Origin of the sequence: Bacillus sp. R86525 (assembly GCF_042466195.1) — a bacterium.
In the GTDB taxonomy this organism is placed as follows: Bacteria; Bacillota; Bacilli; order Bacillales; family Bacillaceae_G; genus Bacillus_A; species Bacillus_A nitratireducens.
The window spans coordinates 4369904-4395741 of the sequence record NZ_JAXHPX010000007.1 but is presented as its reverse complement, the minus strand read 5'-3'; the positions used below and the strand labels follow the sequence as shown (position 1 = coordinate 4395741).

Annotated in this window: 27 protein-coding genes and 1 pseudogene; 17 read left to right on the top strand and 11 right to left on the bottom strand. The window is 34.6% G+C overall.

Annotated features, from left to right (window positions below):
* Positions 1 to 146: 146 nt before the first annotated feature.
* On the bottom strand, positions 147 to 1736 hold the full coding sequence (locus SJY24_RS25430) for a bifunctional metallophosphatase/5'-nucleotidase (RefSeq protein ID WP_377866623.1): 1590 nt from the start codon (positions 1734 to 1736) through the stop codon (positions 147 to 149).
* Between the two features lie 781 nt (positions 1737 to 2517).
* Between SJY24_RS25430 and SJY24_RS25425 the strand changes: the two genes are divergently transcribed.
* The gene (locus tag SJY24_RS25425; RefSeq protein WP_044741056.1) at positions 2518 to 3174 is read left to right on the top strand and encodes a uridine kinase family protein; all 657 of its coding nucleotides are present in this window, start codon (positions 2518 to 2520) and stop codon (positions 3172 to 3174) included.
* 75 nt (positions 3175 to 3249) lie between these two features.
* Positions 3250 to 3687 (top strand): NUDIX hydrolase, encoded by a 438-nt coding sequence (locus SJY24_RS25420; protein WP_001202613.1) that lies wholly within the window; start codon positions 3250 to 3252, stop codon positions 3685 to 3687.
* Positions 3688 to 4331: 644 nt separating this feature from the next.
* Here the strand turns inward: SJY24_RS25420 and SJY24_RS25415 are convergent.
* Both SJY24_RS25415 and SJY24_RS25410 read right to left on the bottom strand, forming a co-directional pair.
* The gene (locus SJY24_RS25415; protein ID WP_377866622.1) at positions 4332 to 4961 is read right to left on the bottom strand and encodes a LysE family translocator; all 630 of its coding nucleotides are present in this window, start codon (positions 4959 to 4961) and stop codon (positions 4332 to 4334) included.
* Between the two features lie 226 nt (positions 4962 to 5187).
* The gene (locus tag SJY24_RS25410) at positions 5188 to 5517 is read right to left on the bottom strand and encodes a 6-aminohexanoate hydrolase (RefSeq protein ID WP_377866621.1); all 330 of its coding nucleotides are present in this window, start codon (positions 5515 to 5517) and stop codon (positions 5188 to 5190) included.
* Between the two features lie 151 nt (positions 5518 to 5668).
* Here SJY24_RS25410 and SJY24_RS25405 point away from each other — a divergent pair.
* From SJY24_RS25405 to SJY24_RS25395, 3 genes and pseudogenes are all read left to right on the top strand, one after another.
* Positions 5669 to 5959: pseudogene (locus tag SJY24_RS25405) on the top strand (Tn3 family transposase); the annotation flags it as partial.
* 364 nt (positions 5960 to 6323) lie between these two features.
* Entirely contained in the window at positions 6324 to 6770 is a 447-nt protein-coding gene (locus SJY24_RS25400; protein WP_000817662.1) for a MarR family winged helix-turn-helix transcriptional regulator, read from the top strand.
* A 32-nt stretch (positions 6771 to 6802) separates the two neighbouring features.
* Entirely contained in the window at positions 6803 to 7747 is a 945-nt protein-coding gene (locus SJY24_RS25395) for an acetyl-CoA carboxylase carboxyltransferase subunit alpha (RefSeq protein ID WP_073515544.1), read from the top strand.
* A 477-nt stretch (positions 7748 to 8224) separates the two neighbouring features.
* Here SJY24_RS25395 and SJY24_RS25390 read toward each other — a convergent pair whose 3' ends face one another.
* Together SJY24_RS25390 and SJY24_RS25385 are read right to left on the bottom strand one after the other, a co-directional pair.
* A complete protein-coding gene (locus SJY24_RS25390) occupies positions 8225 to 8332 on the bottom strand; it encodes a YjcZ family sporulation protein (protein ID WP_000505671.1) in 108 nt (35 codons plus the stop codon).
* Between the two features lie 269 nt (positions 8333 to 8601).
* Complete coding sequence (locus SJY24_RS25385) at positions 8602 to 9072, bottom strand: hypothetical protein (RefSeq protein ID WP_377866620.1); 471 nt, start codon at positions 9070 to 9072, stop codon at positions 8602 to 8604.
* Positions 9073 to 9275: 203 nt separating this feature from the next.
* Here SJY24_RS25385 and SJY24_RS25380 point away from each other — a divergent pair, with 203 nt between their 5' ends.
* Positions 9276 to 9587, top strand: coding sequence for a YbjQ family protein (locus SJY24_RS25380; protein WP_000637510.1), 312 nt, complete (start codon positions 9276 to 9278; stop codon positions 9585 to 9587).
* A gap of 119 nt (positions 9588 to 9706) precedes the next feature.
* Here the strand turns inward: SJY24_RS25380 and SJY24_RS25375 are convergent, their stop codons facing one another.
* From SJY24_RS25375 to SJY24_RS25360, 4 genes are all read right to left on the bottom strand, one after another.
* On the bottom strand, positions 9707 to 10894 hold the full coding sequence (locus SJY24_RS25375; protein WP_377867310.1) for an MFS transporter: 1188 nt from the start codon (positions 10892 to 10894) through the stop codon (positions 9707 to 9709).
* A gap of 70 nt (positions 10895 to 10964) precedes the next feature.
* Positions 10965 to 11645, bottom strand: a complete 681-nt coding sequence (locus SJY24_RS25370) for a FadR/GntR family transcriptional regulator (protein WP_219301471.1) — start codon at positions 11643 to 11645, stop codon at positions 10965 to 10967.
* 182 nt (positions 11646 to 11827) lie between these two features.
* Positions 11828 to 12133: a hypothetical protein gene (locus SJY24_RS25365; protein ID WP_098271478.1), complete on the bottom strand. Its 306-nt coding sequence runs from the start codon at positions 12131 to 12133 to the stop codon at positions 11828 to 11830.
* A 116-nt stretch (positions 12134 to 12249) separates the two neighbouring features.
* Positions 12250 to 13242 carry a zinc-dependent alcohol dehydrogenase family protein gene (locus SJY24_RS25360; RefSeq protein ID WP_377866619.1) on the bottom strand — a complete coding sequence of 331 codons (993 nt, stop codon included), beginning with the start codon at positions 13240 to 13242 and terminating at the stop codon, positions 12250 to 12252.
* Between the two features lie 361 nt (positions 13243 to 13603).
* Between SJY24_RS25360 and SJY24_RS25355 the strand changes: the two genes are divergently transcribed.
* The 4 genes from SJY24_RS25355 to SJY24_RS25340 all read left to right on the top strand — a co-directional run bounded on the left by SJY24_RS25355 (position 13604) and on the right by SJY24_RS25340 (position 16592).
* The gene (locus SJY24_RS25355) at positions 13604 to 14821 is read left to right on the top strand and encodes a sensor histidine kinase (RefSeq protein WP_377866618.1); all 1218 of its coding nucleotides are present in this window, start codon (positions 13604 to 13606) and stop codon (positions 14819 to 14821) included.
* Positions 14811 to 15455 (top strand): response regulator, encoded by a 645-nt coding sequence (locus SJY24_RS25350; protein WP_002087211.1) that lies wholly within the window; start codon positions 14811 to 14813, stop codon positions 15453 to 15455. Before SJY24_RS25355 ends, SJY24_RS25350 begins: the two co-directional genes overlap by 11 nt.
* 163 nt (positions 15456 to 15618) lie before the next feature.
* Positions 15619 to 16053 (top strand): hypothetical protein, encoded by a 435-nt coding sequence (locus tag SJY24_RS25345; RefSeq protein WP_377866617.1) that lies wholly within the window; start codon positions 15619 to 15621, stop codon positions 16051 to 16053.
* Between the two features lie 122 nt (positions 16054 to 16175).
* Positions 16176 to 16592 (top strand): hypothetical protein, encoded by a 417-nt coding sequence (locus tag SJY24_RS25340; protein ID WP_377866615.1) that lies wholly within the window; start codon positions 16176 to 16178, stop codon positions 16590 to 16592.
* Between the two features lie 40 nt (positions 16593 to 16632).
* On the opposite strand, the gene SJY24_RS25335 is transcribed toward SJY24_RS25340, so the two are convergent.
* Positions 16633 to 16773 (bottom strand): YflJ family protein, encoded by a 141-nt coding sequence (locus SJY24_RS25335; protein ID WP_000273535.1) that lies wholly within the window; start codon positions 16771 to 16773, stop codon positions 16633 to 16635.
* A 154-nt stretch (positions 16774 to 16927) separates the two neighbouring features.
* On the opposite strand from SJY24_RS25335, the gene SJY24_RS25330 reads away from it, so the two are divergent.
* A complete protein-coding gene (locus SJY24_RS25330; RefSeq protein ID WP_000582798.1) occupies positions 16928 to 17290 on the top strand; it encodes a hypothetical protein in 363 nt (120 codons plus the stop codon).
* 27 nt (positions 17291 to 17317) lie between these two features.
* On the opposite strand, the gene SJY24_RS25325 is transcribed toward SJY24_RS25330, so the two are convergent.
* Positions 17318 to 17503, bottom strand: a complete 186-nt coding sequence (locus SJY24_RS25325) for a YhzD family protein (RefSeq protein ID WP_377866614.1) — start codon at positions 17501 to 17503, stop codon at positions 17318 to 17320.
* A gap of 292 nt (positions 17504 to 17795) precedes the next feature.
* On the opposite strand from SJY24_RS25325, the gene SJY24_RS25320 reads away from it, so the two are divergent.
* From SJY24_RS25320 to SJY24_RS25295, 6 genes are all read left to right on the top strand, one after another.
* The gene (locus tag SJY24_RS25320) at positions 17796 to 19037 is read left to right on the top strand and encodes a metallophosphoesterase family protein (RefSeq protein ID WP_377867309.1); all 1242 of its coding nucleotides are present in this window, start codon (positions 17796 to 17798) and stop codon (positions 19035 to 19037) included.
* Complete coding sequence (locus tag SJY24_RS25315; RefSeq protein ID WP_377866613.1) at positions 19034 to 21958, top strand: ATP-binding protein; 2925 nt, start codon at positions 19034 to 19036, stop codon at positions 21956 to 21958. Before SJY24_RS25320 ends, SJY24_RS25315 begins: the two co-directional genes overlap by 4 nt.
* Positions 21959 to 21999: 41 nt before the next feature.
* On the top strand, positions 22000 to 22944 hold the full coding sequence (yhaM, locus tag SJY24_RS25310; RefSeq protein ID WP_000726647.1) for a 3'-5' exoribonuclease YhaM: 945 nt from the start codon (positions 22000 to 22002) through the stop codon (positions 22942 to 22944).
* 302 nt (positions 22945 to 23246) lie between these two features.
* The gene (locus tag SJY24_RS25305; RefSeq protein ID WP_377866612.1) at positions 23247 to 23444 is read left to right on the top strand and encodes a hypothetical protein; all 198 of its coding nucleotides are present in this window, start codon (positions 23247 to 23249) and stop codon (positions 23442 to 23444) included.
* Between the two features lie 408 nt (positions 23445 to 23852).
* The gene (locus tag SJY24_RS25300; protein ID WP_377866611.1) at positions 23853 to 24797 is read left to right on the top strand and encodes a ring-cleaving dioxygenase; all 945 of its coding nucleotides are present in this window, start codon (positions 23853 to 23855) and stop codon (positions 24795 to 24797) included.
* 44 nt (positions 24798 to 24841) lie between these two features.
* Complete coding sequence (locus tag SJY24_RS25295) at positions 24842 to 25819, top strand: ring-cleaving dioxygenase (protein ID WP_377866610.1); 978 nt, start codon at positions 24842 to 24844, stop codon at positions 25817 to 25819.
* Positions 25820 to 25838 lie beyond the last annotated feature (19 nt).

Genomic DNA, 25838 nt, shown 5'->3' with positions numbered 1-25838 from the left:
CTTTTTTTCGGTAATTTGCATATCGATGGGAAATCCGTTGACCACGGTAGGACTTTATTTCAAACCCAAACAAGAAAAATTAGATTACCTGCACACTAAAAAGTATAGCGAACAGGTAATCTAGGTATTTTGAGATTAATGAAAAACTAATTTGTTTTTTGAATTCTTCCATCAATAATAGGCTGAATTGGTTCTTTTGCTTGTTTTATATAATCTACTAATGCTTCAAAATCAGTTGGTCCTGTTTCAGCATCTTTCCCATTTTTAAAGGACACAAATCCATCTCCACCTGAAGCTAGAAATGCGTTCGCAACGACGCTGTAAGTTTTAGAAAGAATAATTTCTTCTCCATTTGTTAAGCGAATACTTGTGACTTTTTCTCCATTTGGCTTGTTCGCATCCCAAGTGTATTGGATCCCTGAAATTTGGAGCATTCTTGTTATGTCTTTTTGCCATTGTTGATTTAAAATGTCACGAATGTCTTGACCCGTTAAATTAACTTTTATTAATTGATTTCCGAATGGCTGAATGCCATATACCTCTCCCCATGTAATATCACCAGCATCTAAGTCATTACGAATACCACCAGGGTTCATAAGAGCAATTTGGGATTGCATTGTTGCACGCTGAGTATCAGCGATTAAGTTGCCGAGAGTAGATTCACCAGCCGTATTTTGTTTTCGATCTAGTGGAGCTGTAGATTTACCAACAACCTCATTGACAAGAGGTGCGATTTTTTCTTGATATTTCTCCATCTTTTTCTTTATTTTTTTATCAGGCTCTATGCCTTCATGGTAGGTTGTAATAATTTCTGCTTTTTTCTCAACAATATCTTTTGTCTTACGATCAATCTTTACATCAACATCAGCAAAAGCCATTCCATAAGAATTTGCTTGTACGACAAGTTTATTATTAACAGTTCCATTTACATAGGTGTGGCTATGCCCCCCAAAAATAACATCGACTTCTGGATCAGTCTCATTTGCTAGTCGGACGAGATCACCATTTGTTACGCCGTTCTCATCTGTTGTACCTCCGTTATGTGCAAGAACAACGATAGATTTAACGCCAAGTTCTTTCAATTTCTTTACGGATTTGTTAATGGCTGCAACTTCATCTGTAATTTCTACATTCTTTAGCATAGTAGGCATAACAAGGTTAGGAACATCTGTTGTTACGACTCCGATAAAGCCAACAGGAACTCCTTGTACCTTTTTTATAGTAAATGGTGGTAAAAATAGACGACCGGTGGATTTATTATAGAAATTTGCGGCAACATATGGGAATTTTGCTCCTTTAAAATTCCCTGTTTTTTCATGGTATCCACCATAAATAAGGCGGTGCATTTCTTCAATACCCTCATCAAATTCATGATTTCCTATGGTTCCAACATCAAATTTTAAATCATTTAGAAATTCAATCGTGGGTTCGTCTTGTAATAATGCTGAAACAGGAGGACTTGCTCCAACAACATCGCCAGCATGAACCTTTAATGTATTCGGATTTTGTTTTTCATGATCACGTAAATAAGCCGCTAAGTACTCGATTCCCCCTGCATCTTTATTGTTAATTTTCTTTACAGTGTCTAGTTGCCCATGAAAATCGTTAATACCGAGCATTTGTACATCTATGTAGCGGTTTGGTTCTGTAGTTGCTTGAGCTGGAGGCGCAGCAAATACACTTGAAAAAGTAACTGTACTTAATGCTAAAGCAACTGGAATGATTTTTTTTAACATAAAATTTTCTCTCCCCTTATTACAATCTGACATCATACGATATAATCTGACATCATTCGATATAATTTTAATAGATTAAGAAGATTATTTCTATAAAAATTCTACTAATTATAAAAATTAGTAAAATTTTATTGTTTTCCGACAAAAGACTCATTCCTCAAAAATGTGAAGGTTTGAAATACCAATTTTAGGTAGGAGATGAATATCGGTATGCGTGAGCCTACGTTTTTGGGATTAGGATATAAAGAAAAAGTACCACCGGCACTCCAAAAATATATATAATCAAAACGCACACCATTGGAGCCAATGGCATGTGCTACATAAATTGTTAGATATTCGCACACATCTGTTTTACAAACTATTCACAGGAAAACAGATTCATATGGATGAAATGAAAGAATCAGAGTAAACGTAAAATAGGGTGAGTGCAAAATTATGGATGTTACTTTTACATTGTTCTTTGTGAGGCAGCCTTACATATTCATCAACTTAAGAAATTGGTAGTTCTCCAAAACGAAGAAAATAAGCTGAATCCTTATAAACAACTGTAAAATAATAAAATTTTCGTTTTGGGGACACTTCAAAATATTAGCTTGATGGACATGTGGTACTACCCAAAATAACAATAAAATCCTACGAAAATTAATATAGTTTTTTAAAAATAGAGATGATATGATGGATAATCATACCATTTTTTCACTTCGTGTATGATTTTACAGTAGGATACCTCCATATTAAGATTATGTAAATAAGGGGATATATTAGTAACAGGGGGAGAATAATGAAAAAGTTATTACAAGAAATTATAAATTGGATCAGTATGACCGATGAACAGATTGTTATTGGCATTTCAGGACACGGTGCTGCCGGAAAAACAACGTTTGCCAATAAGCTCATAAACCAATTAAATCAAAATAAAGTGAGTTATATTAATACAGATCCATACATTATTAGTTCAAATGTACGAAAGTATACAAATATCCACTATACATATCAGAATGAAAATCATTATGATAAAATGACAGCTTGTCATCCATCAGCCCATCATTTGTCTGCGTTAGAAAGAGATGTTCAAATGGTAAGAGCTGGTTTAGATTTTTATACAATGGATACACATTATATGAAAAGTGAGTTAATTTCTTCGAAAAATAAGGTGACGATTGTAGAAGGAATGAGTGTCGCATTTATTAATCCAAATTTATTTGATTTGAAAATTTACTTCTATACAGATGGAGAAACAGAATTAATGAGAAGGTCTAGCCGTGATATTATTGAAAGAGGAGCCGATATTAATTACTTAAGGAAGTCTCATGAAGAACGTCGGATTCAGTATGAAGTGTTTATGCATCCGTATAGTCAACGTTTCGATATTATTATCAAAAATTCCAATGAAACAATATGTTTAGAAAAAAATACATTTGAGTTTTATAAAGTTTAAATGCAAATACTTTATTTACTAAAATAGCAAGTTATTGAATAAATTGTTCATATTTTTTCGAGAGGAGGTTAAGCAATGAGAGCACCGTATCAAGTATTGATATTTCCTTATATAAAAACTGATGATTCCATTCAATATGCCATTTTTAATCGAAGTGATTATGGTTATTGGCAAGGAATAGCTGGTGGTGGAGAAGATGGTGAGACTCCTATTGAATCAGCAAAACGAGAAGCGTTTGAAGAGGCTGGTATTACAAGAGAAAGTCCATATATAAAACTGGATTCTGTGTCTTCACTACCAGTAGAGGATGTAGTTGGTGAATTTCTTTGGGGCGAAGATGTTTATGTAATAAAAGAATTTTCTTTTGGAGTTAAAGTTCCTACAAAAAATATTAAATTATCTAAAGAACACTTCAATTATAAATGGCTGTGCTTTGAGGAAGCCGTAACGCTTTTAAAATGGGATAGTAACAAAACGGCTTTGTGGGAATTAAACAAAAGGCTGTTAAAATAATTAAAGTGTTAGTTAACAAAGCCGATCGTGGAGCGAGAATTAAACAACTTAAAAAAGCTTTGCTACATTACCTATGTAGCAAAGCTTTTTTCTTAGCGTACGAAATTGCGTTTTGTTGGCGGTACCCCGCTAAGAGCATGCAAGATTTTATCCAGTTTTTCTGCTAATCCAGTAACCTAAAAACCATGCCAGGATAGGAATGTATAAAAAAATGCATAGATTCATAGAACAAAAAAAGGTGATTTACTTGTGAGATTAGGGTTCCTCCTTATTCTTGCTACCAACAATGATGCGTTATGTTAACTGAATATGTATAGAATATACAGTTAATGTTTCATTTAAAAAATGTTTTAGACTCTAATTGATTGGTGTAAATAGACTTTCCTATTCTTATTTTATAAATGTAATAAAGAAAAGATTTAGACTTTCCACTAGAGGTCACGAAGATACATGACAATTGATTAAAATAAAGTATTAGACTAGATTATGAACTATGAAAGAAACAAGTGAAATAACTTTTTAGATAAACCAAAATAATAAGCAAAAAGCCCCTTCAAATTCTGAAGGGACTTTTTAGTATATAGGAATTGGTTTAAACCCGATATAACATTTCTTAGAAGGGGGCATTGTTATGTTATTCAGGTTTATTGAGGAGCTTTCGTTTGAAGCAACTTTAACCCCATACCAATAAAGATCATTCCTGTTACCTTATTTAGAATCATTCCTACCTTTTGGTTTCCTCTTAGTTTTTTTGTAACATATGAAGAGAAATAAGCAACAAATAAACACCACAATAATCCAGTGGCTGTAAAAGTAAGTCCTAAAATGATAAAGGGAATAGGACCTGAAGCCTTTGTATCTATAAATTGCGGAAGAAACGCAATAAAGAATAAAGAGACTTTTGGATTCGTAAGACTTGTTAAAAGCCCTTGTATATATATCTTTCTAATGTTTAATTTATTGGATGAAGCTTGGAAATCTACATTCGTCTTATCAAGTACCATTTTAATCCCTAGATATACGAGATAGATAACACCAATAATCTTAATGATGTTAAATAATACAACGGATTTTGTAAGTATAATAGATAAACCAAAAGCAACAAATAACGTATGAACTAAAGAGCCAGTAATAATACCAACAACAGAATACACACCTGCTTTTCTGCCTTGCGAAATACTTCTTCCCACAATATACATGGTGTCCGCACCAGGAATTAAATTTAATGAAATCCCTGTTAGTAAAAACACTTCATAATTAATAATTCCGTACATTTTAGCACCTCTATCTATTTTTTTGGTGCCCTTATTGATATTAAAGTAAATAAAAGAAAAACAAAAGTATTTTTTATTTAATCAAAAAGATTAGCACCTTTTCAGTCTAAAATATTTTTCAAATGAAACAGTTAACTAAAAATAAAAAGTTTACATTTGAAAATGAACAATAAAAAACAGTAGTGTATAAAATCACTACTGTTTTTTATTGTTTCTTATAAGTAAATTATTTATATTCCTGTCTATATAATTTAAACGAATAAATAGCTCCAATAAAGAATACAAAAGCTTCAAATAATATAAAGATTTGACGGAAATTCTCAATATCTTTACCAACTAAAGAAATAAATATAGCATTCATTAGAATTTGAGTAGTAAACATACGAGAAGTAATTTTTAAATAAATAGCATTTGTTCTTTCATCTGGTTTACCAATTTTTTTGTAAATAATAAGAAGTGCAATTACTGAACCCAAAAATAGAAGTGCTGTAAGTCCTACAACGATATTGAAATTGCCTGTACTTTCTAACATCCATTTATTTAATAAATCAATCATTATTATCTTCCTTTCCTACATAAGAGAATATTTCGTTCTTCTTTTTCACTATAATAAAAAATGAAAAAGGAAAACATCGAACTTTCTTACAAACATTCGTGCATTCTTACAGTTTTGTCACTTTGTAAATGTATTCATCGTCTTGCCTTTCGCTATTTTCTTTGAAAAACATAGTGAATTATGAGAAAGAGTGCTACAAGATCAACTTCAAAGAAGTAGTGCACTAAACCTCTTAATTAATGCAATTAGTATGTGGAATATTATTTATTTAAGTGAAGCAATAAAAGCTTTGAAGAAAAAAGAACAATTTGATGAAGAATTATTAAAACATAGTTCTCCAGTAAGGTGGGAACACATTAACTTTCTAGGAGAATACCGATTTAGCAAAAGAGAAAGTGCACCAGTAGACTCTCTACAACCACTAGAAACAACTAAACAGTAAGAAACCGATGATCTCTTAGCGTACGAAATTCGCGTTTTGTTGGTGCTCCCCCATGCCCATCAACTTAAGAATTTAGAACTCCCCCAAAAAATTATGAGTTTTTTGTTACAAGTTATCACAAAATTTTCGTTTTTTGGGTAGTTTTATTTTCTTAGCTTGATTGCGATGAGCGGTACCCCATAAAGGCCCCTGATACATAATTGATGTTCTGCCATTTGTAGAAAACAATCCACTTATACCATTTTAACAAGAAGAAATATCTCGTCCATGTTGTAATATTGGCTTACGTTAAGCTTGTGAAAAAAACATATTCATGTATAATACAATTGATGTATGATACATTAGTTGTAGGAGGGTGACCTTTTTGAAAAGAGAAGATGCCTTAAAACTAAGAACAGATATTAAGAAAATGATTATAATAACTGGGGTTTTTGAATCTCAAAATTTGCCCAATGGACCATTTGAAAAACCTTTACCAACTTCTCAAATGATGGCGTTAGAGGAACTAGAGGTGGAAAAATTAACTGTTTGGCAACTATCCAATAAACTTAGATTAGAGACTTCAACTGTAAGTAGATTGGTAGATAAGTTAGTAAAAAAGGGGCTTATTTATCGTGAAGTAAATGAAAAAAATAGAAGAGAACTTTTTCTGCACCTCACAGAAAAAGGTCACATAACTGTTAATTGCTTAAGAGAGCAATCCATTACATTTTATCAAAGTATTCTCAATAATTTATCAGAATCAGAACAAAAAATAGTTGTGGATGGTTTTGAATTATTTATTGATTCAATTTCTAAGCCTTTTGATTAGAGTGAGGTAAGTCATAACATTTGGAGGATAAAATGAGTTTGCATTTTGAACGTCCTATTATTGAATTAAAAGAGAAATTTGATGAATTAAAGAAAATTATGAAAGAAAATAATGTAGATTTATCGTCAGAAATTCATGAATTAGAAAAACGTTTAAATAAAATGCAAGATAAAATTTATTCTAATATTACACCTTTTCAACGAGTTCAAATTGCAAGGCTACGTAACCGGCCCACGACATTGGACTATATACCTTTATTGTTTACAAACTTTCTCGAACTTCATGGTGATCGATTATATGGTGATGATAAAGCAATGATAGGTGGTATTGCAAAATTTAAAGGGATGCCCGTTACGGTTATTGGTCATCAAAGAGGTAGAAATACAAAGGAAAATATAGAAAGAAATTTTGGAATGGCACATCCAGAAGGTTATAGAAAAGCGCTAAGACTTATGAAACAAGCTGATAAATTTAATCGCCCTATTATTACATTTATTGATACAATAGGCGCCTATCCAGGGAAAGGGTCTGAAGAACGTGGAATTTCTGAAGCGATAGCTCGAAATCTATTTGAAATGGCTACACTTAAAGTGCCAATTGTTTGTATTGTAATTGGAGAGGCATCAAGTGGTGGAGCTCTTGGCATTAGTGTCGGTAACCATATCCATATGTTAGAGTATTCATGGTACTCGGTAATTTCGCCAGAAGGAGCAGCATCTATCCTATGGAAGGACGCTAAGTATGCTCCAGAAGCTGCTGAACATATGAAAATTTCAGCAAAAGATTTAAAACATTTAGGAATTATTGATGAAATCATTCCTGAAATTAAAGGTGGAGCACAAAATGATATAAAATCACAGGCAAAAGTGATTGAATCTGTAATCGAATCATCTCTAAAAAAATTGATACTATTATCCTCGGAAGAGCTTATACAACAGCGGTATGAAAAGTATAGACAAATAGAGAATTATAAATGAAAATATTTAAAGTCCGTATTACATTTCGGAGGATTCTCGCAAAAAAATTCTAAATATTTTGTAAGTAACCTCTTAAACTGGGATATGCTGATACTATTACTCTACAAAAGGTGTGTGATCGGTATGGAAAAGGAAAATTTGTTCAAATGGAAGCATTATCACATACCCATCAACTTAAGAAATTGATTGTTCCCCAAAACGAAAAAATGAGCTGAATTCTCATAAATAACTGTAAAAAGGTGAAAATTTCGTTATGGGGGGTATCTCAAAAGCTTAGGTTGATGGCAATGTGGTGCTCCCCCTGTTAGTAGTAATTTTAATATCACTATGGATAAATTACTTTTAAAACTTTACTTCCGAGAACGATAATTATGTAAATAAGCTGTCCATATGGGCAGCTTATTTTATTTTTTGTTTAGCATGGGGATTTTTTCATGAAGAAAAGACACTAACATGAGTGTCTTTTCCGATAGTTTTTTAGCAGAAGCAGCTAGCTCCAACGATGATTAATAAAATAAACAATACAACTAATAAAGCAAATCCTCCAGCGAAGCCACAGCCGCCACAACTACCACCAAAGCCCATAACAGTTCCTCCTTTAGATAGGAGGGGGAAAACAAAGGTTCACTCATGTGTTTTAACGGATTCAATTTATTTTATACTTTTACGAATGAATGGAGCAGGTCCTTTTGAAAATAAAGAAAAGACACCTTATAAGGTGTCTTCCTTCGATTTGAAACATTTTACGTTTAATAATATACGGTCTCGTCACTGAACTATTAGGCTGAAATTTTATAGTGTTTCTGAACAAAATTTTGTACTAATTTTGAATCCTTAAGTTGATGGGGATCCTTTTACGTTTTATCATTTTTAAAAAAATCCTTCATCATTTTAGCGCCTTTAATATTCACCGTCACAGCTTCTACTTTATCTTTCTTCTCATCTTTAGCAATCGTAATTTGTTCCTTATTATCAACCCACACAAGAAACTCTTCTTTTGCGTCATCTTTATATGTAACGGTTATAGTAGAATGCACAGATTGTTTCTGTTTTTGATCTAGTGTGATTGTTTTCGGTGTTCCGTTTTGGACTGCTGAAGCGATGGATTGTATCATTTCCTCATTGTCTGTTTGAGATTTGGAAGTAGTATTATTTGTTGTTCTAAATAACTCAATATTTGTAATGTCTGCAGAGTTTAATTGAATGGCATTTTTCGTATTTTCTTGCTTAGTTTTTGGAGTATTATTTGTAGTAGAAGTGCTTGTACAACCTATTAAAGTGAAAGATAGAACACTTAGAGCACATATGTAAGTGATTTTTTTCATTGTATCTCCTCCTCTAATTTAATTATAACAATATTCTGTTAATTTAGGTAGTTATTGTAAGGAAAAGGTATAATAATATTTCATCCTTACAAAATTGTCACATTCATGTAAGGTAATTCAATAGATTAGATACTTTTTCCATGTCATAATAAAGACATAAGAAAGCACATTAAAAACTACAACTTATTAGGAGAGTGTCAGTCATGATTGTAACAACAACGTCTGGAATCCAAGGTAAAGAAATTATTGAGTATATTGATATTGTAAATGGTGAAGCTATTATGGGTGCAAATATTGTTCGTGATTTATTTGCTTCAGTTCGTGATGTTGTCGGTGGCCGTGCTGGTTCTTATGAAAGCAAGCTAAAAGAAGCTCGTGATATCGCGATGGATGAAATGAAAGAACTTGCAAAACAAAAAGGTGCGAACGCTATCGTTGGTATTGACGTAGATTATGAAGTTGTTCGTGATGGAATGTTAATGGTTGCTGTAAGTGGTACAGCTGTACGTATATAATAGAATAAAAAACAGGCTCACTCCTTGAAGCGTATGCTTTGAGGGGCTTTTTTTGTTTTCAAGTAGTAGAAGTAAAAAGAATGAGCTTGATCCTTTAGGAAAAAGCTCATTCTTTTTATTTAAGCTATAAGATCTTTTGCTTCTACTTTCTTTTTGTTCATGACTAAAGTTAACATGAACAAAATTAAGCTTAAAAGTGCCATTATAATAAAAACTTGCGTATAACCATCAAAATAGTCACGAGCGATTCCTGCTAAGACTGGAATAAATCCGCCCATAATGTATCCTCCGGACTGCATCATAGCGGTCCATGCACTTGCATCTTCTGAAGTTTTTGTTTCATATAGCGGTAGCATGAGAGCGAGTGGGAATACGCCGCCGAGCCCGATACCTAGTAAAATAGAAGGGATCCATGGTGTAGTTAGTGGGTAAATCATAAGTGATAAACCTACGAGTACGAAGCATATACTTCCTAATAACCAAAGTGATCGTTTTTTATAAATATCGGCTAATGTTGGAATTAAAAAGCTGCATATCATTTGAACAACTGTAAAAACAGTTATAAGAGTACCAGCTTGCTCGCCGCTGACACCCATACTTTGATTTGCGGGCGCAAGCCAAGTCGTAATGGAGTAAAAGATTCCTGATTGTAGTCCGAAAAAGATTGTGAACAACCATGCTTTCTTATTTCTTAAAGGTAAACTATTATTCTTTTTATTTTGTGTACTCGTATTCTGTTTTCGTTTCATAACCGGATACCAAAATATAATAGCGATAATAGTAAGTACACCCCAAAAAGCGAGTGCCATATTCCAATCGTCTTTTAATACATGTTGTAAAGGAATCGTTAATCCTGCACTTAAAGAAGCGCCAGTTCCCATGCCTACTGAATATATTCCAATCATTAAGCCGATTTTCGTAGGGAATTTCTCTTTAATAAAACCTGATAGTAACGGACCTGCAAGTGCAATTCCAATGCCAATAAATAAAGAGCTCGCGAATAATGTGGAAATGGAAGAGGTAAAAGCCCTCATACATGTTGCAAAGCCAATTAAAATAAGACAAGCCATAATTGCTTTTTCTGCCCCATATTTTTTAATGACCTTCCCAGTCAGTAAGGCGAATGTCCCCATACAAAAAACAGGAATAGCTGTTAAAAAACTAACGGAAAAATTGCTTATATTTAAGTCTTGTCGGATTGTTTCTAATAAAGGTGAAATAGATGTAATTCCGATACGTAAATTAATGGAAACAAAAAATAGTGCTAGTATATACAAATAAGTTCGTCCTTGATGTTTCAATTTGATTTTCTCCTCTCTTAAACATCAGATGTTATTGAGTATATCATCTGATGTTTAAATGTAATATATAAGGAGCTTATTTCAGCTCCAAATTTTGAACGGCGTATGTTCGTGCCTCTTCGGCATTTTGTTTTAAAATAGCTTGGAATAATTTTTCATGAATGTCAGAGTTATCTTCATAGTTCGCTGTATTTAATATTAATTGGCTTAAAATGTGGCGAAGGGCAGGTACGAAAGATTGATACAAATCAAGTAGAACTTCGTTTTTGCTCGCCTTTGCAATTGCTAGATGAAACTGAATATCTGCATCTATGTATGCTACATAATTTCCTTCTTGAAGGGCATTTTTTCTTTTATTCAAATGTCCTTTTAAATATAAAAGATCCTCTTCGCTTCGGCGCTGTGCCGCTAACATCGCTACTTCTTTATCTAACATATTTCTTGCTTCATACACATGATTAATATTAGCTGCTTGCAATCGTTTTTCAAATGAATCTTGTGTTGTATTTAGTGAGACAATACGAGTACCTTGTCCTTGTCGAACTTCTAAGATGCCGGCATGTACTAATATCTTTATGCTTTCTCGCAGCGTCGAACGCCCTACACCTAACTCTTCCATTAATTGCGGCTCTGTAGGGAGGCGATCACCAACTTCATACTCGCCAGAAAAGATTTTCTCTTGTAGACGTTCCAACACTTCATCGACTAATTTCCGTCGAGAAACTTTTGAAAAAGATTTCTTTTCGTTTATATTCATCTGCTCATCTCCTGTTATATTCATTTTTATGATAACCAATTTAAGTTCTGTTGACAATGTTATTTTTTAGGTAGTTGAAGCGGAAGGGGATAACGTTGATGAATAAATGAAAGGCCAGTACATATTTTATATGACTAATATGTACTGGCCTCGCTTATTCTACAATTGTGTTTGTTTTTAGATTATGAAAAATCGTTTCCTGTCTTGCTATAAATTTCATAGGCAAAAAATCCGAATAAATAGCCTATTCCAGCTCCTAAACCAACTGTAAACAGTGAATAATCCGGGAAAAATATGTCGACAATTATACCGATTAAACACCCTAAAAGCATTCCCATTGGTATTAAACTATCTAATAAAACTTGAGCGTTTTTTGATTTTTTCTTACCTAAGTTACCGTTGTTATATTTATGTTTAAGCCTTCCAATCACATATACTACAATTCCTCCGACTATTACAACAGGCGCAATTACCGTAATTAACCACATGTAGAATCTCCTTTCGCCTTTTAAAAGGATTATACCAGATACTTACAATTCTATACTCCTAAACGTATTATCTAATCTATTTAAAAGGTCGATCAAAAAGACTTCTTCAATTGTATTTAATAACTCGTCAAAAACACTTTCCCTTTTGTTTTTTCAGCAGATTGAACGATACCAACTGCACTTTTTACATCTGCTAAGTCATACATAGAATGGACTGTCATGAAACGTAATTGCTTATTTTCCACTAGGCAAATTAAGTGACGAAACGTTTCTTGCCATTTATATGGTGATACTTCGTTATTCCAATGTCGTAAATGAAATATGTTAGCGTGCACCTTTGCTTTCGTGACAATCTCTGCCCAGTTTACTTGTATTCCTGATAGAAGACCGATAGTTAAAAAATGTCCATTTGGACGTAAGCAAAATGCTAATTCATTTCCATCTGATCCGCCAATAGAATCAATCGCAGCATCTGCACCAATCCCGTTTGTTAATTCCATAACGGTTTCATAAAGCGGGGCAGTGGAAGTATCAATTACATATTCAGCACCAAGCTGAAGTAACTCTTCTGTATGTTTACCATTTCTTGTCACTGCAATTAATCGGAAGTTTAAAATTTGTGATAACTGAGCAAAAAGATGACCAATAGCGGATCCACAAGCATTTATTAATAAAACGTCATTCTGTTTTAAGTTTAGCGTTTCTGTACATGTAACCCAAGCTGTAAGGGGATTTATATACATTTGTGCCGCTGTAAAATCATCGATGGAATCAGGAATAGGGACTACAAAATCAGCTGATGTCTTCACAAACTCTTGCCAAGTACCTTCTCCGCGTAATGGCAAAACACGTTTGCCGATAAGGTCTCTAGAAACGAAAGAGCCAACATCTTCTACAATCCCAACACCTTCATAACCAGGTATGTTAGGTAATGGGATTCTATGTGCATACGCTCCGGTTACTGGAATTAAGTCAGATGGATTAATCGGTCTAACTAGCATACGAACTAAAACTTCATTATCTTTTAATGGTTCTATATTTTTATATTCAACTTGTAATACATCTTTTGGGTTACCAAACTCATGAAATTGAATGTGTTTTCCGTGCAAGATAAACGCTCCCCCTTAGTTTGATTGGGTTAATTATAGCATTTTCAGTTTAAATGATTATTTCATTAGCACTAAATAAAAGGGAACAGAAAGTCGTCGTTTATACTTTGAGGAGATTTTGATTGTGAAAATGTTAAAAATATACATTAGTTATGTAGCATTGTATGGATTGCTGAATAATAATCTTACATAAACATTAATGCATTTCGATGTACAATATTTCATATTTGTATTTGGTAATGAGGATGTAGAGGAATCAGTAACTTACCCCGCTATTTGTGGGAGTCGGGCTGGATGTAAAAGCCTTCACTTTATCAAAATGTAAGTTGCATCTTGTATAATATAATGGTGGAGGTCAGATATGAAAAAAATAAGTTTAAATATAGATTTGGATACAAATGTATTGGAAGTGGTATTTATTCCAAGAAGGTTTATTATTTTATGGATTACACTCGTATATATAGCTTCAATGCTTTTAGAATTTCGTAATAATATTTTCTCTGTGGATAGTTTTTTCTTTACAATAGTCATTGTTATTCATACTATTTTTCATTGGTATGCGAGTTCATTAAAGAATAGGCAATTGTTGTACTTCTTTTTTGTACAACTTTTCATTGTGTTTTTGGCTGCATTTATTGCAACAAATGCTTCGATAGCGATTTTTGTTGGATTAACTCCTATTTTAATCGCTCAAAGTTTATATGTTTATAACAATATATTTAAAGTAATGGCAGTTTTCACTCTTATGTATGCAATATTTTGTGCTGCAATTAGTATCAATTATGGTATGAATAAATTAGCTATTCTTATCTCTATGTTTCTTTTAGTGTTAGCAATTATTATTCCTTTTTCTTATATTAATAAGCAGCAATTTGATGCACGTAATCGTATACAGAGCTATATTCAAGAGTTAGAGTCTGCATATATGAGAGTGGAAGAATTGACATTAGCTAATGAAAGGCAGCGTATGGCAAGAGATTTACATGATACGTTAGCGCAAGGTTTAGCAAGCTTAATTATGCAATTGGAAGCGATAGATGCCCATATGCAAAAAGGGAATACAGGACGATCTCAAGAGATTATGAAACAAACTATGATAAGAGCGAGACAAACTTTACAGGATGCAAGGTTGGTTATTGATGATTTGCGTCATACTACTAATTCATTTAATGGAGCAGTAAAAGAAGAGGTTCAACGTTTTTCTGAAGCTACGTCTATACATGTGAGATTTACTATCCAAAGTCCACCGTATATTTCAAGCGTAGTAAAAGAGCACTGCTTATATGTAATTAGTGAATGTTTAACGAATATCGCAAAACATTCACAGGCAGCAGATGTAAATTTAAATGTTGAATATATCGATGAACTTGAAAAACTTACTATTGAAGTTGAAGATAATGGAATTGGTTTTGACACTAGATATATTGGTAAGAATCCTGGACATTATGGTTTAATTGGTCTAAATGAGCGTGTTCGATTGATTAAGGGAGAAATACATATATTGAGTGAAAAAATGAAAGGTACGAAAGTGTATATTCAAGTGCCTATAAATAAAGAAGGAGATAGCCATGAAGCATAACGTATTAATTGTAGATGATCATTTCGTTGTAAGAGAAGGTCTGAAATTAATAATAGAAACGAGTGATTCATTTCAAATTATAGGTGAGGCTGCAAACGGAGAAGAAGCCCTTTCTTTCATAGAAAAGAAGAAACCTGATGTCATTTTAATGGATTTGAATATGCCTAAAATGAGTGGTTTAGAAACAATTGAGGCTTTGAATGAAAAACAAAACCATACGCCGATTATTATATTAACTACTTATAACGAAGATGAATTAATGTTAAAAGGAATTGAGTTAGGGGCAAAAGGATATTTGCTAAAAGATACGGATCGTGAGAATTTGTTTCGAACATTGGAAGCGGCTATTCGAGGTGAGATTTTACTACAACCAAATATTATGGAAAAGATAGTGAAGTATAAAAGGAAAGAAGTACATGCTGATAAGGTTGCAGAAAATAACTTAACGGTTAAAGAATTGTTTGTGCTGAAAGCTATTGCGCGCGGATATAAGAATAAAGAAATTGCATTTGATATGGGAATAGCTGAGCGAACGGTAAAAGCATATTTAACAAATATATACAATAAATTAGGTGTTAATTCACGGTCAGAAGCAGTAGCTGTATCTATTGAAAGGAAGTTAATTCATTTTTAAAACATTATATATGCCCAATCGTACATTATAGGCTTGCCCTTTTGTACGATTTTTTTATTTCTTTCTCATGTTATGCTTCAGAAAGTATGAGAGATTTAAGAACAATCTAATTGCATTACAATTACAGACGTTTCTAATGTAGGGAAGGAAGAAGAATAATTAAATGGAAACTTTGCTTTTAATTCCTGTATTAATTTTCTTTATTTGGCTGCAAAGCAAACAAAGAAAAATAAACTGGATAGATATTATAACTTTTCTCATGATGATAGGGATTATTACTTATACAGCACCGCAACCAATGACTAGGGATTTACAAGCAGAGTTACTGGCAGTTACGCTTATTTCTTTCGCTATTGGTGTTTGGCAAGGTGGGGGAATTACAGTCTGTTATGAGGATGAAACTTTATATATTACAAATGGAAAACAGTATTCCATTTCATGGATTCTCTTAATAATTGGCAACATAATTATTATTAATATATTTGAAGATGGATTTACATTTAATGGACCGTGGTTTCTTTTGTGTAGTGTTGTCATTACATCTGGGGTGAAAACCAGCATTCTATGTGTTCTGTACAAATTAACAGTGCGAAATTGAATGGAAAATCAAAGCTGTTTTCTTTTATCCTAACATAAAACGTATTGCTGTAAATTCATTAAAAGACTGTAGTTGATAAAAAATGAGAAGGAAGTAGTGGAGGAATGGGGGAGTTAACGTAGATGTTTCTACCTATTACTACATTTGATAGGTTTAGTTGTCTGGGGAATGTTGTTTTCTCTTCAGAAAAGACTAGCAGGAATCGAGCGCTTTCGAGGGCAGAAGAAAGCAATGTTAATTTGTGTGAAAATAAATGTAGAGATTCAGTTAATAATATTCATCAAAAAATAAATGTGGATTCTTTGGACTATAGTAATAATCGTATATTGGGCCGTGCAGAACCTCATTCAACAATTGTCATAACAAGTAGTGATATGTATGTTGGAAGCGGACGGGTTAATAAGTATGGAGAATTTAAAATATATACAAATGATTATCTGGAAGAGTATTTGGTACTAGAGATTCAGTTGATAATGGGTGGTTTCTATCAAGGAAGTATAACGGTAAAGTTAAGGTATGATGATTTTCTTTTTATTTAGTAAATAAAAAGGAAGCAACCGTAGTTGCTTCCTACATCTATTAAGCCGAAGCTTTCTTCATTCTCTCAAGTAAACTAGATAAAATATGTGTACGATAAGATTCTAGTTTTTTACCTTCATAAGTACGGATACCTAATTTTTTAAGTTCTTTTACATACCAACCTTTGCTTCCGAAATACATGTGATCGCTCCCCTTCAACTTTGTTTTTATTTGTTCTGATTGTACTTGGAGGTACAGGTAATATAATGAAGGAAATGAATTTCGCGCGAAAATGGTTAACTTTGTTGCAAAAGACATATATACTAAGGATAGTATATAACGAGGTGGGCAAGACGTGATTATAGAGAAGCACGAAATTCAAATTGACCAAATTACGAGCGGTAAAGTGAATATCTTTACTTTCTATAGAAATAGAAAGCAAGTTGATGATCATTTTTTACGATTACAAGAACCATCGCTTACAGCAAACTACTTCTTCCATTTTCATTTTGATGCAGAGAGCTTGCATCTACTGCAGAAAGAGTTTCCAAGCGTATATCCGTACGACGGTAGTGAAACGATTCACGACTGGACGGAAAAGATGAAAGCAGAATTGCAACATCAGATCCAAACAGGTAAATGGAATAAACGCGTACGTATCGGTAATCGCATTCTAGATGTGGCGTTTACGTGGTGTGACGAAGATATAGTAGAGTGAAAAAGAAGCGGATGACGCTTCTTTTTTTTAGCGCTGGAATAAAACGAGCTTACCTGCAGAAGATGTGCAGCGATGTGTTTTTTCATACAAACCTTTTTCTTGTAAAATAGATTCACCTCTTGCTTTCGCTTCTTTTTCAGTTGCCGCCTCGAATGATTCGTCTAATGCTTTTGAACCATCTTTTTCAAAGACTGTTAGAACGTATACTCCCATGAAAATTCCCTCCAATAATAAAAATCAGAATCTTATAACTATTTTGGCATAAATCACTAGAATATGCAAAGAAATATATGACATTGCGTGGTAAAATAAAGTGAAACTTTAATCAGTGGGGAGTTATTTCACCCCACTGATTATTAGTTGAACCAATCGGGTATTTATGGGCAGTTTGCTTTCAAATTAGCTTCTTTGTCTACTGCCAGTTAATACGGGGCAGAGTGAAAGTTTTATGGGCACTAGATTTACTATTCGTAGTAAAGTACGGAAAAAGAAAGGATCGTTATTTGTGAAACAAGTGAAGTTTATACATGCGGCTGATTTGCATTTGGATAGTCCGTTTAAAGGGATGGAGATGAATGTTGCGCAGTCTGTTTGGGAGAGAATGAAGCAGAGTACGTTTGAATCGTTCGAGCGTATTGTTGATAAAGCGATTCAAGAGCGCGTTGATTTCGTATTGCTAGCCGGGGATTTGTATGATGCGGAGACGAGAAGTTTGAGGGCGCAAGTGTTTGTGCGCGAGCAAATGAAGAGACTTTCGCAGTACGATATCCCTGTTTTTATTATTCATGGTAATCATGATCATTTAGGGGGAAGCTGGGCAGCAATTGAGTTTCCGGAAAATGTTCATGTGTTTACGGAGCCTTATGTGGAAGAGAAATCATTTTATAAAAATGGTGAGCTGTTAGCTTCTATTTATGGGTTTAGTTATTTGCAGCAAGCGGTAACGGATAATATGACAGCGCAGTATACGAAAATGAGTGATGCGCCTTTTCATATTGGTATGCTTCACGGAAGTGTGGAAGGGGATGCAGAGCATAATCGCTATGCACCGTTTCAAATTCGTGAGCTGAAAGAAAAGCAGTTTGATTATTGGGCTCTTGGCCATATACATAAACGTGAAATTCTATCAGAAGAGCCGTATATTATTTATCCAGGCAATATACAAGGACGTCATCGTAAGGAAACAGGCGAGAAAGGTGCATACCTTATTGAACTCACGAAACAAGGATCGCATTGTTCATTTTTCCATACGGCGGATGTTGTATGGGATGAGATAGAAGTGAGTATCGATGGACTTGAAACTGTTGATGATCTTATGACGAGCGCGTCAAGTGCGATGAATGAATGCCGAAGAGAAGAGGAAGGCACGCTTTTAACTGTCGTATTTACAGGGCAGGGGCCACTTTCTTCTTATTTGCGTGAAGACAAGCGCGTGGAAGAGATTTTTCATATTTTAGCAGCTGGCGAAGAGCGAAAAGATTTCGTGTATGCGATGAAGTGGAAAAATGAGACGGTTTCTTTTGCGGAAATTGAACGTTTGAAAGAGGAAAATCATTTCGTCGGTAGTGTGCTAAAAGAGTTAGAAGCTTTTACAAATATGGACGGAGTGTTGCGCACCATTTGGACATCTCCTGTAGCGCGTAATAGCATTGAAGCTTTTACGGTAGAAGAGAAGAAAGAGATTCAAAAGGAAGCGGAAAATATTATTTTAGAGCAATTATTCCAGCAAGAGAGGGATAAAAAATGAGAATTGAAAAACTCCATATTTATGGCTATGGAAAACTAGAAAATGTGGAAATGGATCTGTCAATGCTGACGGTACTGTACGGTGAAAATGAAGCGGGGAAATCGACAATTCGCTCGTTTATGAAAAGTATTTTATTCGGTTTTCCAACGAGAGGACAGCGCCGTTATGAACCGAAAGAAGGCGGGAAGTATGGCGGAGCAGTTACTGTTCAAACAGAAAAGTACGGCCGTTTAAAAATTGAACGATTGCCAAAGACGGCAGCTGGTGAGGTGACCGTTTATTTTGAAGACGGGAAAACTGGCGGCGAAGATATTTTAAACGATATATTAAGCGGTGTGAATGAAAGCTTATTTGATTCTGTTTTTTCATTTGATATGCATGGTTTGCAAAATATTCATCAATTGGGCGAAGCGGATATCGGTAATTATTTATTTTCGGCAAGTGCAGTCGGAAGCGATGCGTTATTGCAGTTAGATAAAAAATTAGAAAAAGAAATGAATCAGCGCTTTAAGCCGAGTGGTCGTAATCCTGAAATTAACGTGTCACTGCAAGAGATGAAGAAAATTGAGGAAAAGATGAAAGAGTGGCAAGGGAAGATTGGCACGTATGAAAAACAGGTCGAGCAGTTAAAAGAAAGTGAAGAGAAACTTGCTTTTGTTCGTGCGGAGAAAGAGAGTACCGAAAGACGAAAGCAAGACTATGAAATATTAGCAGCGCTTGAGCCTCTCGTTATTGAAAAGAGTGCGCACGAGAAAGTGTTAGAAAACGAGAACGGGCAGTTTCCTGTAAACGGAATGGCGCGCTATGAGGCGGTAAAGGCAAAGATAGAACCGCTCCAAGTACAAGTAGATTCACTTCAAAAAAAGATAGAAGCAGTGCAATCAGAAATTGATTCCACAGAAATAGATGAAGTATTTTTACAAAAAGAAAGTTACGTAGAAGAACTTCGTATGCAGCACATGTCTTATGAAAATGCACGCCAAGAAATGCGTGATATGACGGGAAGTATTGCGAATATAAAAGAAGAAATCGCAGAACTAGAGCAACAAATTGGAGCCACTTTTGAACAAGAGACGGTTCTTTCATTTGATATAAGTTTAGCGACGAAAGAATTAATTACGCAAACTGTGCAAAAGGCGCGTGAATTAGAATCGCAAAAAGCACAACTAGATGAACGTTTTAAAACGGCTCAGGAGCAATTAGAAGAGCAAGAAGAAAATATAAGACAGATTCAGAAACAAATGTTAGCGGATGAAGAACGAAATACGTTAGTTGAGAAAGAAAAGTCATTTCAAGATGCGGCGTTTATCGGTATGGGCGCAGAGAGAATGAAGCGTAAGTATGAAGAGAAAGCAGGGGCAGCTCAGCAAAAGAAAAAACAGTGGCAAAGAGTTTGTCTTCTTTTACTTCTTATTAACACGCTTGTTTTATTCACGAGTCTATTTATAGATAACCGCGCGCTATTATTTATTAGTGTCATTGTTTTTGTAGGGATTGTTTTAGCACTCGTTTTATATAAAGATCCATCAAGCGGATTACAAGAAGAGCTCCTTACTCTTCAGCAAAGTGCTGGCGGAAGGCAAAGTGAAGAAGCGATGTCCGTTCGTTATCAGTTAGAAAAGGATGAAGAGATTCGAAAGTTATTTGAGCGGGAGTCTTATAAATTGCAGCAAATGGAACGAGCTTATGATAAAGTCGTTTCATCGTATGAAGAATGGGAGAGAGAAACTTTCCAAATAGGAGAACAAGTAGATGCGTATAAAACGCGCTATATGTTCCCTGAATTTTTTACGTATGCGCACATGTTGCCAGCGTTTGAGCGTATTGAAAAAATGCAGCAATTATATCGTGAGCTAGATAAACAAGGCGAGCGGAAATCTTCATTATATGAAATGATTACGCAATTTGAACATAAACTAGAAACTGTTATCGGTAGCACGGAGTATAGTAATTTGCATGAGGCGCAAAGTCGTATGCAAAATGAGAAAGAGAAGCGCCAAACTTGTAAGCAGCTGAAAGAGAAGCTGGCGGAATGGCGAGAAGAATATGAGTTCATGCAAGAGCAATTAAAACAACTTTTAGTAGAACGAGATAACTTATGGCATATCGCAGAATCTACAGATGAAGAGATGTTTTTAGAAGCAGGTAAGCGGGCAGAAAAACGTGAAGATGCGGATAAGCAAATGGGGCGTTTATTACCTCAAATTGATCTTTTAGAACAGCGCTTAACGAGTTTGTCATTAGCTGAGCATTATGAGGCTGACGGTTATGACGAAAAGTTAAAGCAAGAACTGACAGCCGTGCAAAACTGTCTTACAAAGGAAAAAGAACTGACAGAGCGTATTGCGAAGCATCGAATAGAAATTGCGAATTTAGAAGAAGGCAGTACGTATGGTGATTTAATGCACGAGTGGGAAATGAAAAAAGCGCAAGTACGTGAACAAGTGAAGAAGTGGGCTGCATACGCGGCGGCAAAGACAGTATTAACGAAAACGAAGCAATATTATCACGAAGTACATCTTCCGCGTATTTTACAAAAATCAGAAGAGTATTTCGTCTATTTAACAGGCGGACGATATATTAAAATCTTTTCACCGTCACAGGCGGAACCGTTCATCGTTGAGCGTAATGACGGTATGCGTTTTTACAGTCATGAACTAAGCCAAGCGACAGCGGAGCAATTATATTTATCGTTACGATTTGCGTTAGCGAAAACGTTTGAGCATGATTATCCATTTATTATTGATGATAGTTTCGTACATTTTGATGCGGTAAGGACGAATCGTACGATTGAACTAATAAAGGAAATTGCGAAAGATAGACAAGTCATCTTCTTTACATGTCATGCGCATTTATTAACGTATTTTACAGAAAAACAGATTATAAAATTAACACGTAAGCGTAAAGAAAATGAGCTGTAGTATGCTATACTAAAAGTAATTGATTTGGTGGAGGAATTCGAATGAAAAAGAAAATTGCAGAATATGAAGTTGGTGAACAAGTCGATGTTTTCTTATTAATTAAAACAGCGACAAAAGGTCTAGCAAGCAATGGGAAACCATTTTTAACAGTAATCTTACAAGATCCAAGTGGAGATATTGAAGCGAAGCTATGGGACGTATCGCCAGAAGTTGAGAAACAATATGTAGCGGAAACAATCGTTAAAGTAGCTGGAGATATTCTAAACTACAAAGGACGTATTCAATTACGTGTGAAACAAATTCGTGTTGCGAATGAAAATGAAGTAACGGACATCTCGGATTTCGTAGAAAAAGCTCCAGTAAAAAAAGAAGATATGGTTGAGAAAATTACGCAATACATATTTGAAATGAGAAACCCGAACATTCAGCGTCTAACAAGACATTTGTTAAATAAGCATCAAAATGAATTTTTAGAATATCCAGCAGCGACGAAAAATCATCACGAGTTCGTATCTGGACTAGCGTACCATGTTGTATCAATGTTAGATTTAGCGAAAGCAATTTCTGCACTGTACCCATCTTTAGATAAAGACTTACTATATGCGGGCGTTATTTTACACGACCTTGGTAAAGTAATTGAGCTATCTGGCCCAATCTCTACAACTTATACGTTAGAAGGGAATTTACTTGGCCACATTTCAATTATGGTGAACGAAATTGGTAAAGCAGCAGACGAGCTGAACATCGATGCAGAAGAAGTATTAATCCTTCAGCACATCGTCCTTTCCCATCACGGAAAAGCAGAATGGGGTAGTCCAAAACCACCATTAGTAAAAGAAGCAGAAATTCTGCACTACATCGATAACTTAGATGCAAAAATGAACATGATGGACCGCGCATTAGGACGCACAAAACCAGGTGAATACACTGAGCGTGTCTTTGCTCTTGATAATCGTTCGTTCTATAAACCGACGTTCCATAATTAAAATTGCCTTATTAAATATGGAATGACAATATAGTTATAAAAAATGGTGTGAAATTAAGTTTTCACACCATTTTTTATTGCCTGATAAGAGAAGAAACTGCAGGGAATTAATGTTGAATTAGCCGGTGTAAAGCTAATGGTTGAGAATCTGTTTACAATAAAGTAAAGATCTTTAACAAAAAAATGCATACGATGTGATGCAAAGAAGGCAAGAGAAAGTGCTCATTGATTGGAAATCTTTTGTAGGTTACTCTAAATGTATAGGTGTATGAGGAATATTCTTTAAAGGGGAGTGATCACTTTATGCTAGACAAATGGCTGGATAAAGTAAAAAAACCTAAATGTATACACAAATATAAATTTATTAAAACTCAGGATAGTGAAAACTTTAAAACAGGGCAGATGGGCACAGCTAATTTTTATAAGTGCGAAAAGTGTGGTAAAGAAAAGATTGATTATAAATATAACAGTGATATAAATAGTGATTTTTGGAACATATAAAACGAAACTATAATCAGTGTGGGGAATCCGGCACTGATTGTAGACTATTGTGTTTTTCAAATTGAAATGAAGTGATTTTATTATCGTCAATATGTAAATAAACGCTTCAAAAAACATTTAGCAATTAACGATTCTTTATCCTAAAATATTATTTAATAAAAAATATCTCGAATTTGAGATAAATCACTTGCTTTTTAATCACTTGAGTTGTAAAGTGATAGTAACGAAAGTGATTGAGTCATATGAAAAACATATACTCAGTTGCTTTCGATTAAAAAAACGAAGTAACTTATTTAGTAAAAACTAAGATGAATTTACAAAGACATAATGAGAATAAATTGAAAAGCTAAGAAGCATATTATTTTTTAGGTATCACTTGACTAGTAAAATGAAACGGAGGAATTATCAATGTATGAAATTAAAGGGCATCATCACATTTCAATGGTTACAAAAAACGGAAGTGAGAATAACCATTTTTATAAAAACGTGCTTGGTTTACGCCGTGTGAAAATGACGGTAAACCAAGATGATCCGTCCATGTATCACTTATTTTACGGAGATAGAACAGGGAGTCCAGGTACGGAACTATCATTTTTTGAAATGCCTTTAGTAGGAAAAACGTACCGTGGTACGAATGCAATTACGCGAATCGGATTACTCGTTCCTTCAGAGGAAAGTTTACATTACTGGAAAGAGCGATTTGAGAAATTTGCTGTAAAACATAGTGAAATAACAATATATGCAAATCGTCCTGCTTTGCAATTTGAGGATGCGGAAGGACTTCGTCTCGTGCTACTCGTTTCAAACGGAGAAAAAGTGGAGCACTGGGAAACTTGGGAGAAATCAGAAGTTCCTGCACAGCATCAAATTCAAGGAATGGGTTCTGTGGAAATGACAGTGCGTAGACTTGATAAATTGGCGAGTACACTTACAGAGATGTTTGGTTATACAGAAGTTAGCAGAAGCGATGAAGAAGCGATTTTCCAGTCTATTAAAGGAGAAGCCTTCGGAGAAATCGTTGTGAAATATTTAGATGGTCCTACTGAAAAGCCGGGCCGCGGTAGCATTCACCATTTAGCAATTCGTGTAAAAAACGATGCGGAGCTAGCTTATTGGGAAGAACAGGTGATACAAAAAGGTTTCCATTCTTCAGGCATTATCGACCGTTTCTACTTTAAAAGCTTATACTTCCGCGAATCAAACGGAATCCTATTTGAAATTGCGACAGATGGACCAGGATTTACAGTTGATGGAGATGTAGAGCATTTGGGAGAAAAACTTGATCTACCGCCGTTCTTAGAAGAAAAGCGAGCAGAAATTGAAGCGAAATTAGCACCTATTGAAGAGAAATAATAGAAGAGAAAATATACAATTTAAAACCATTGGAGGAATATAAAATGAACCAATTAAAAGGAATTCACCACGTTACAGCAATTACAAGTAGTGCAGAAAAGAACTATGAATTTTTCACTCATGTTTTAGGAATGCGTTTAGTTAAAAAAACAGTAAACCAAGATGATATCCAAACGTACCATTTATTCTTCGCTGATGATAAAGGTAGTGCAGGAACAGATATGACATTCTTTGACTTCCCAGGTGTTCCAAAAGGAGTACATGGTACAAATGAAATTTCAAAAACTTCATTCCGCGTTCCAACTGATGCAGCACTAGCGTATTGGGTGAACCGTTTTGAACGTCTTGAAGTGGAGCATACAGGAATTAAAGAGCAATTTGGTAAGAAAACTCTTTCGTTCGTTGACTTTGATGATCAACATTATCAATTAATTTCAGATGAACTTGATAACGGGATAGAATCAGGTACACCGTGGCAAAACGGTCCAGTTCCATTAGAATATGCAATTACTGGCTTAGGGCCTGTATTTATCCGCATTGCAAACTTTAGTTTCTTTAAAGAAGTGTTAGAGAAAGTTCTATTATTTAAAGAGATTGCGCAAGAAGGAGAATTCTATTTATTTGAAGTAAACAAAGGCGGAAACGGTGCTTCTGTTATTGTAGAACATAATACGGTTCTTCCTGAAGCACAACAAGGATTTGGTACAGTGCACCATGCTGCATTCCGCGTAGAAAATCGCTCTGTATTAGAAGAATGGATTGAGAGAATCGGTAGCGTTGGCCTTCCGTCATCTGGATATGTAGATCGTCACTTCTTCGAGTCATTATACGCAAGAGTTGCACCACAAATTTTATTTGAATTTGCAACAGATGGCCCAGGATTTATGGGAGATGAGCCATACGAAACACTTGGCGAAAAATTATCATTACCTCCGTTCCTAGAGCCGAAACGTGAAGAAATTGAAAAATTAGTTCGTCCAATTGATACAGTAAGAAGCACGAAGGAATTTATTAAAGAGTAACAATAGAGAGAATAAGTAG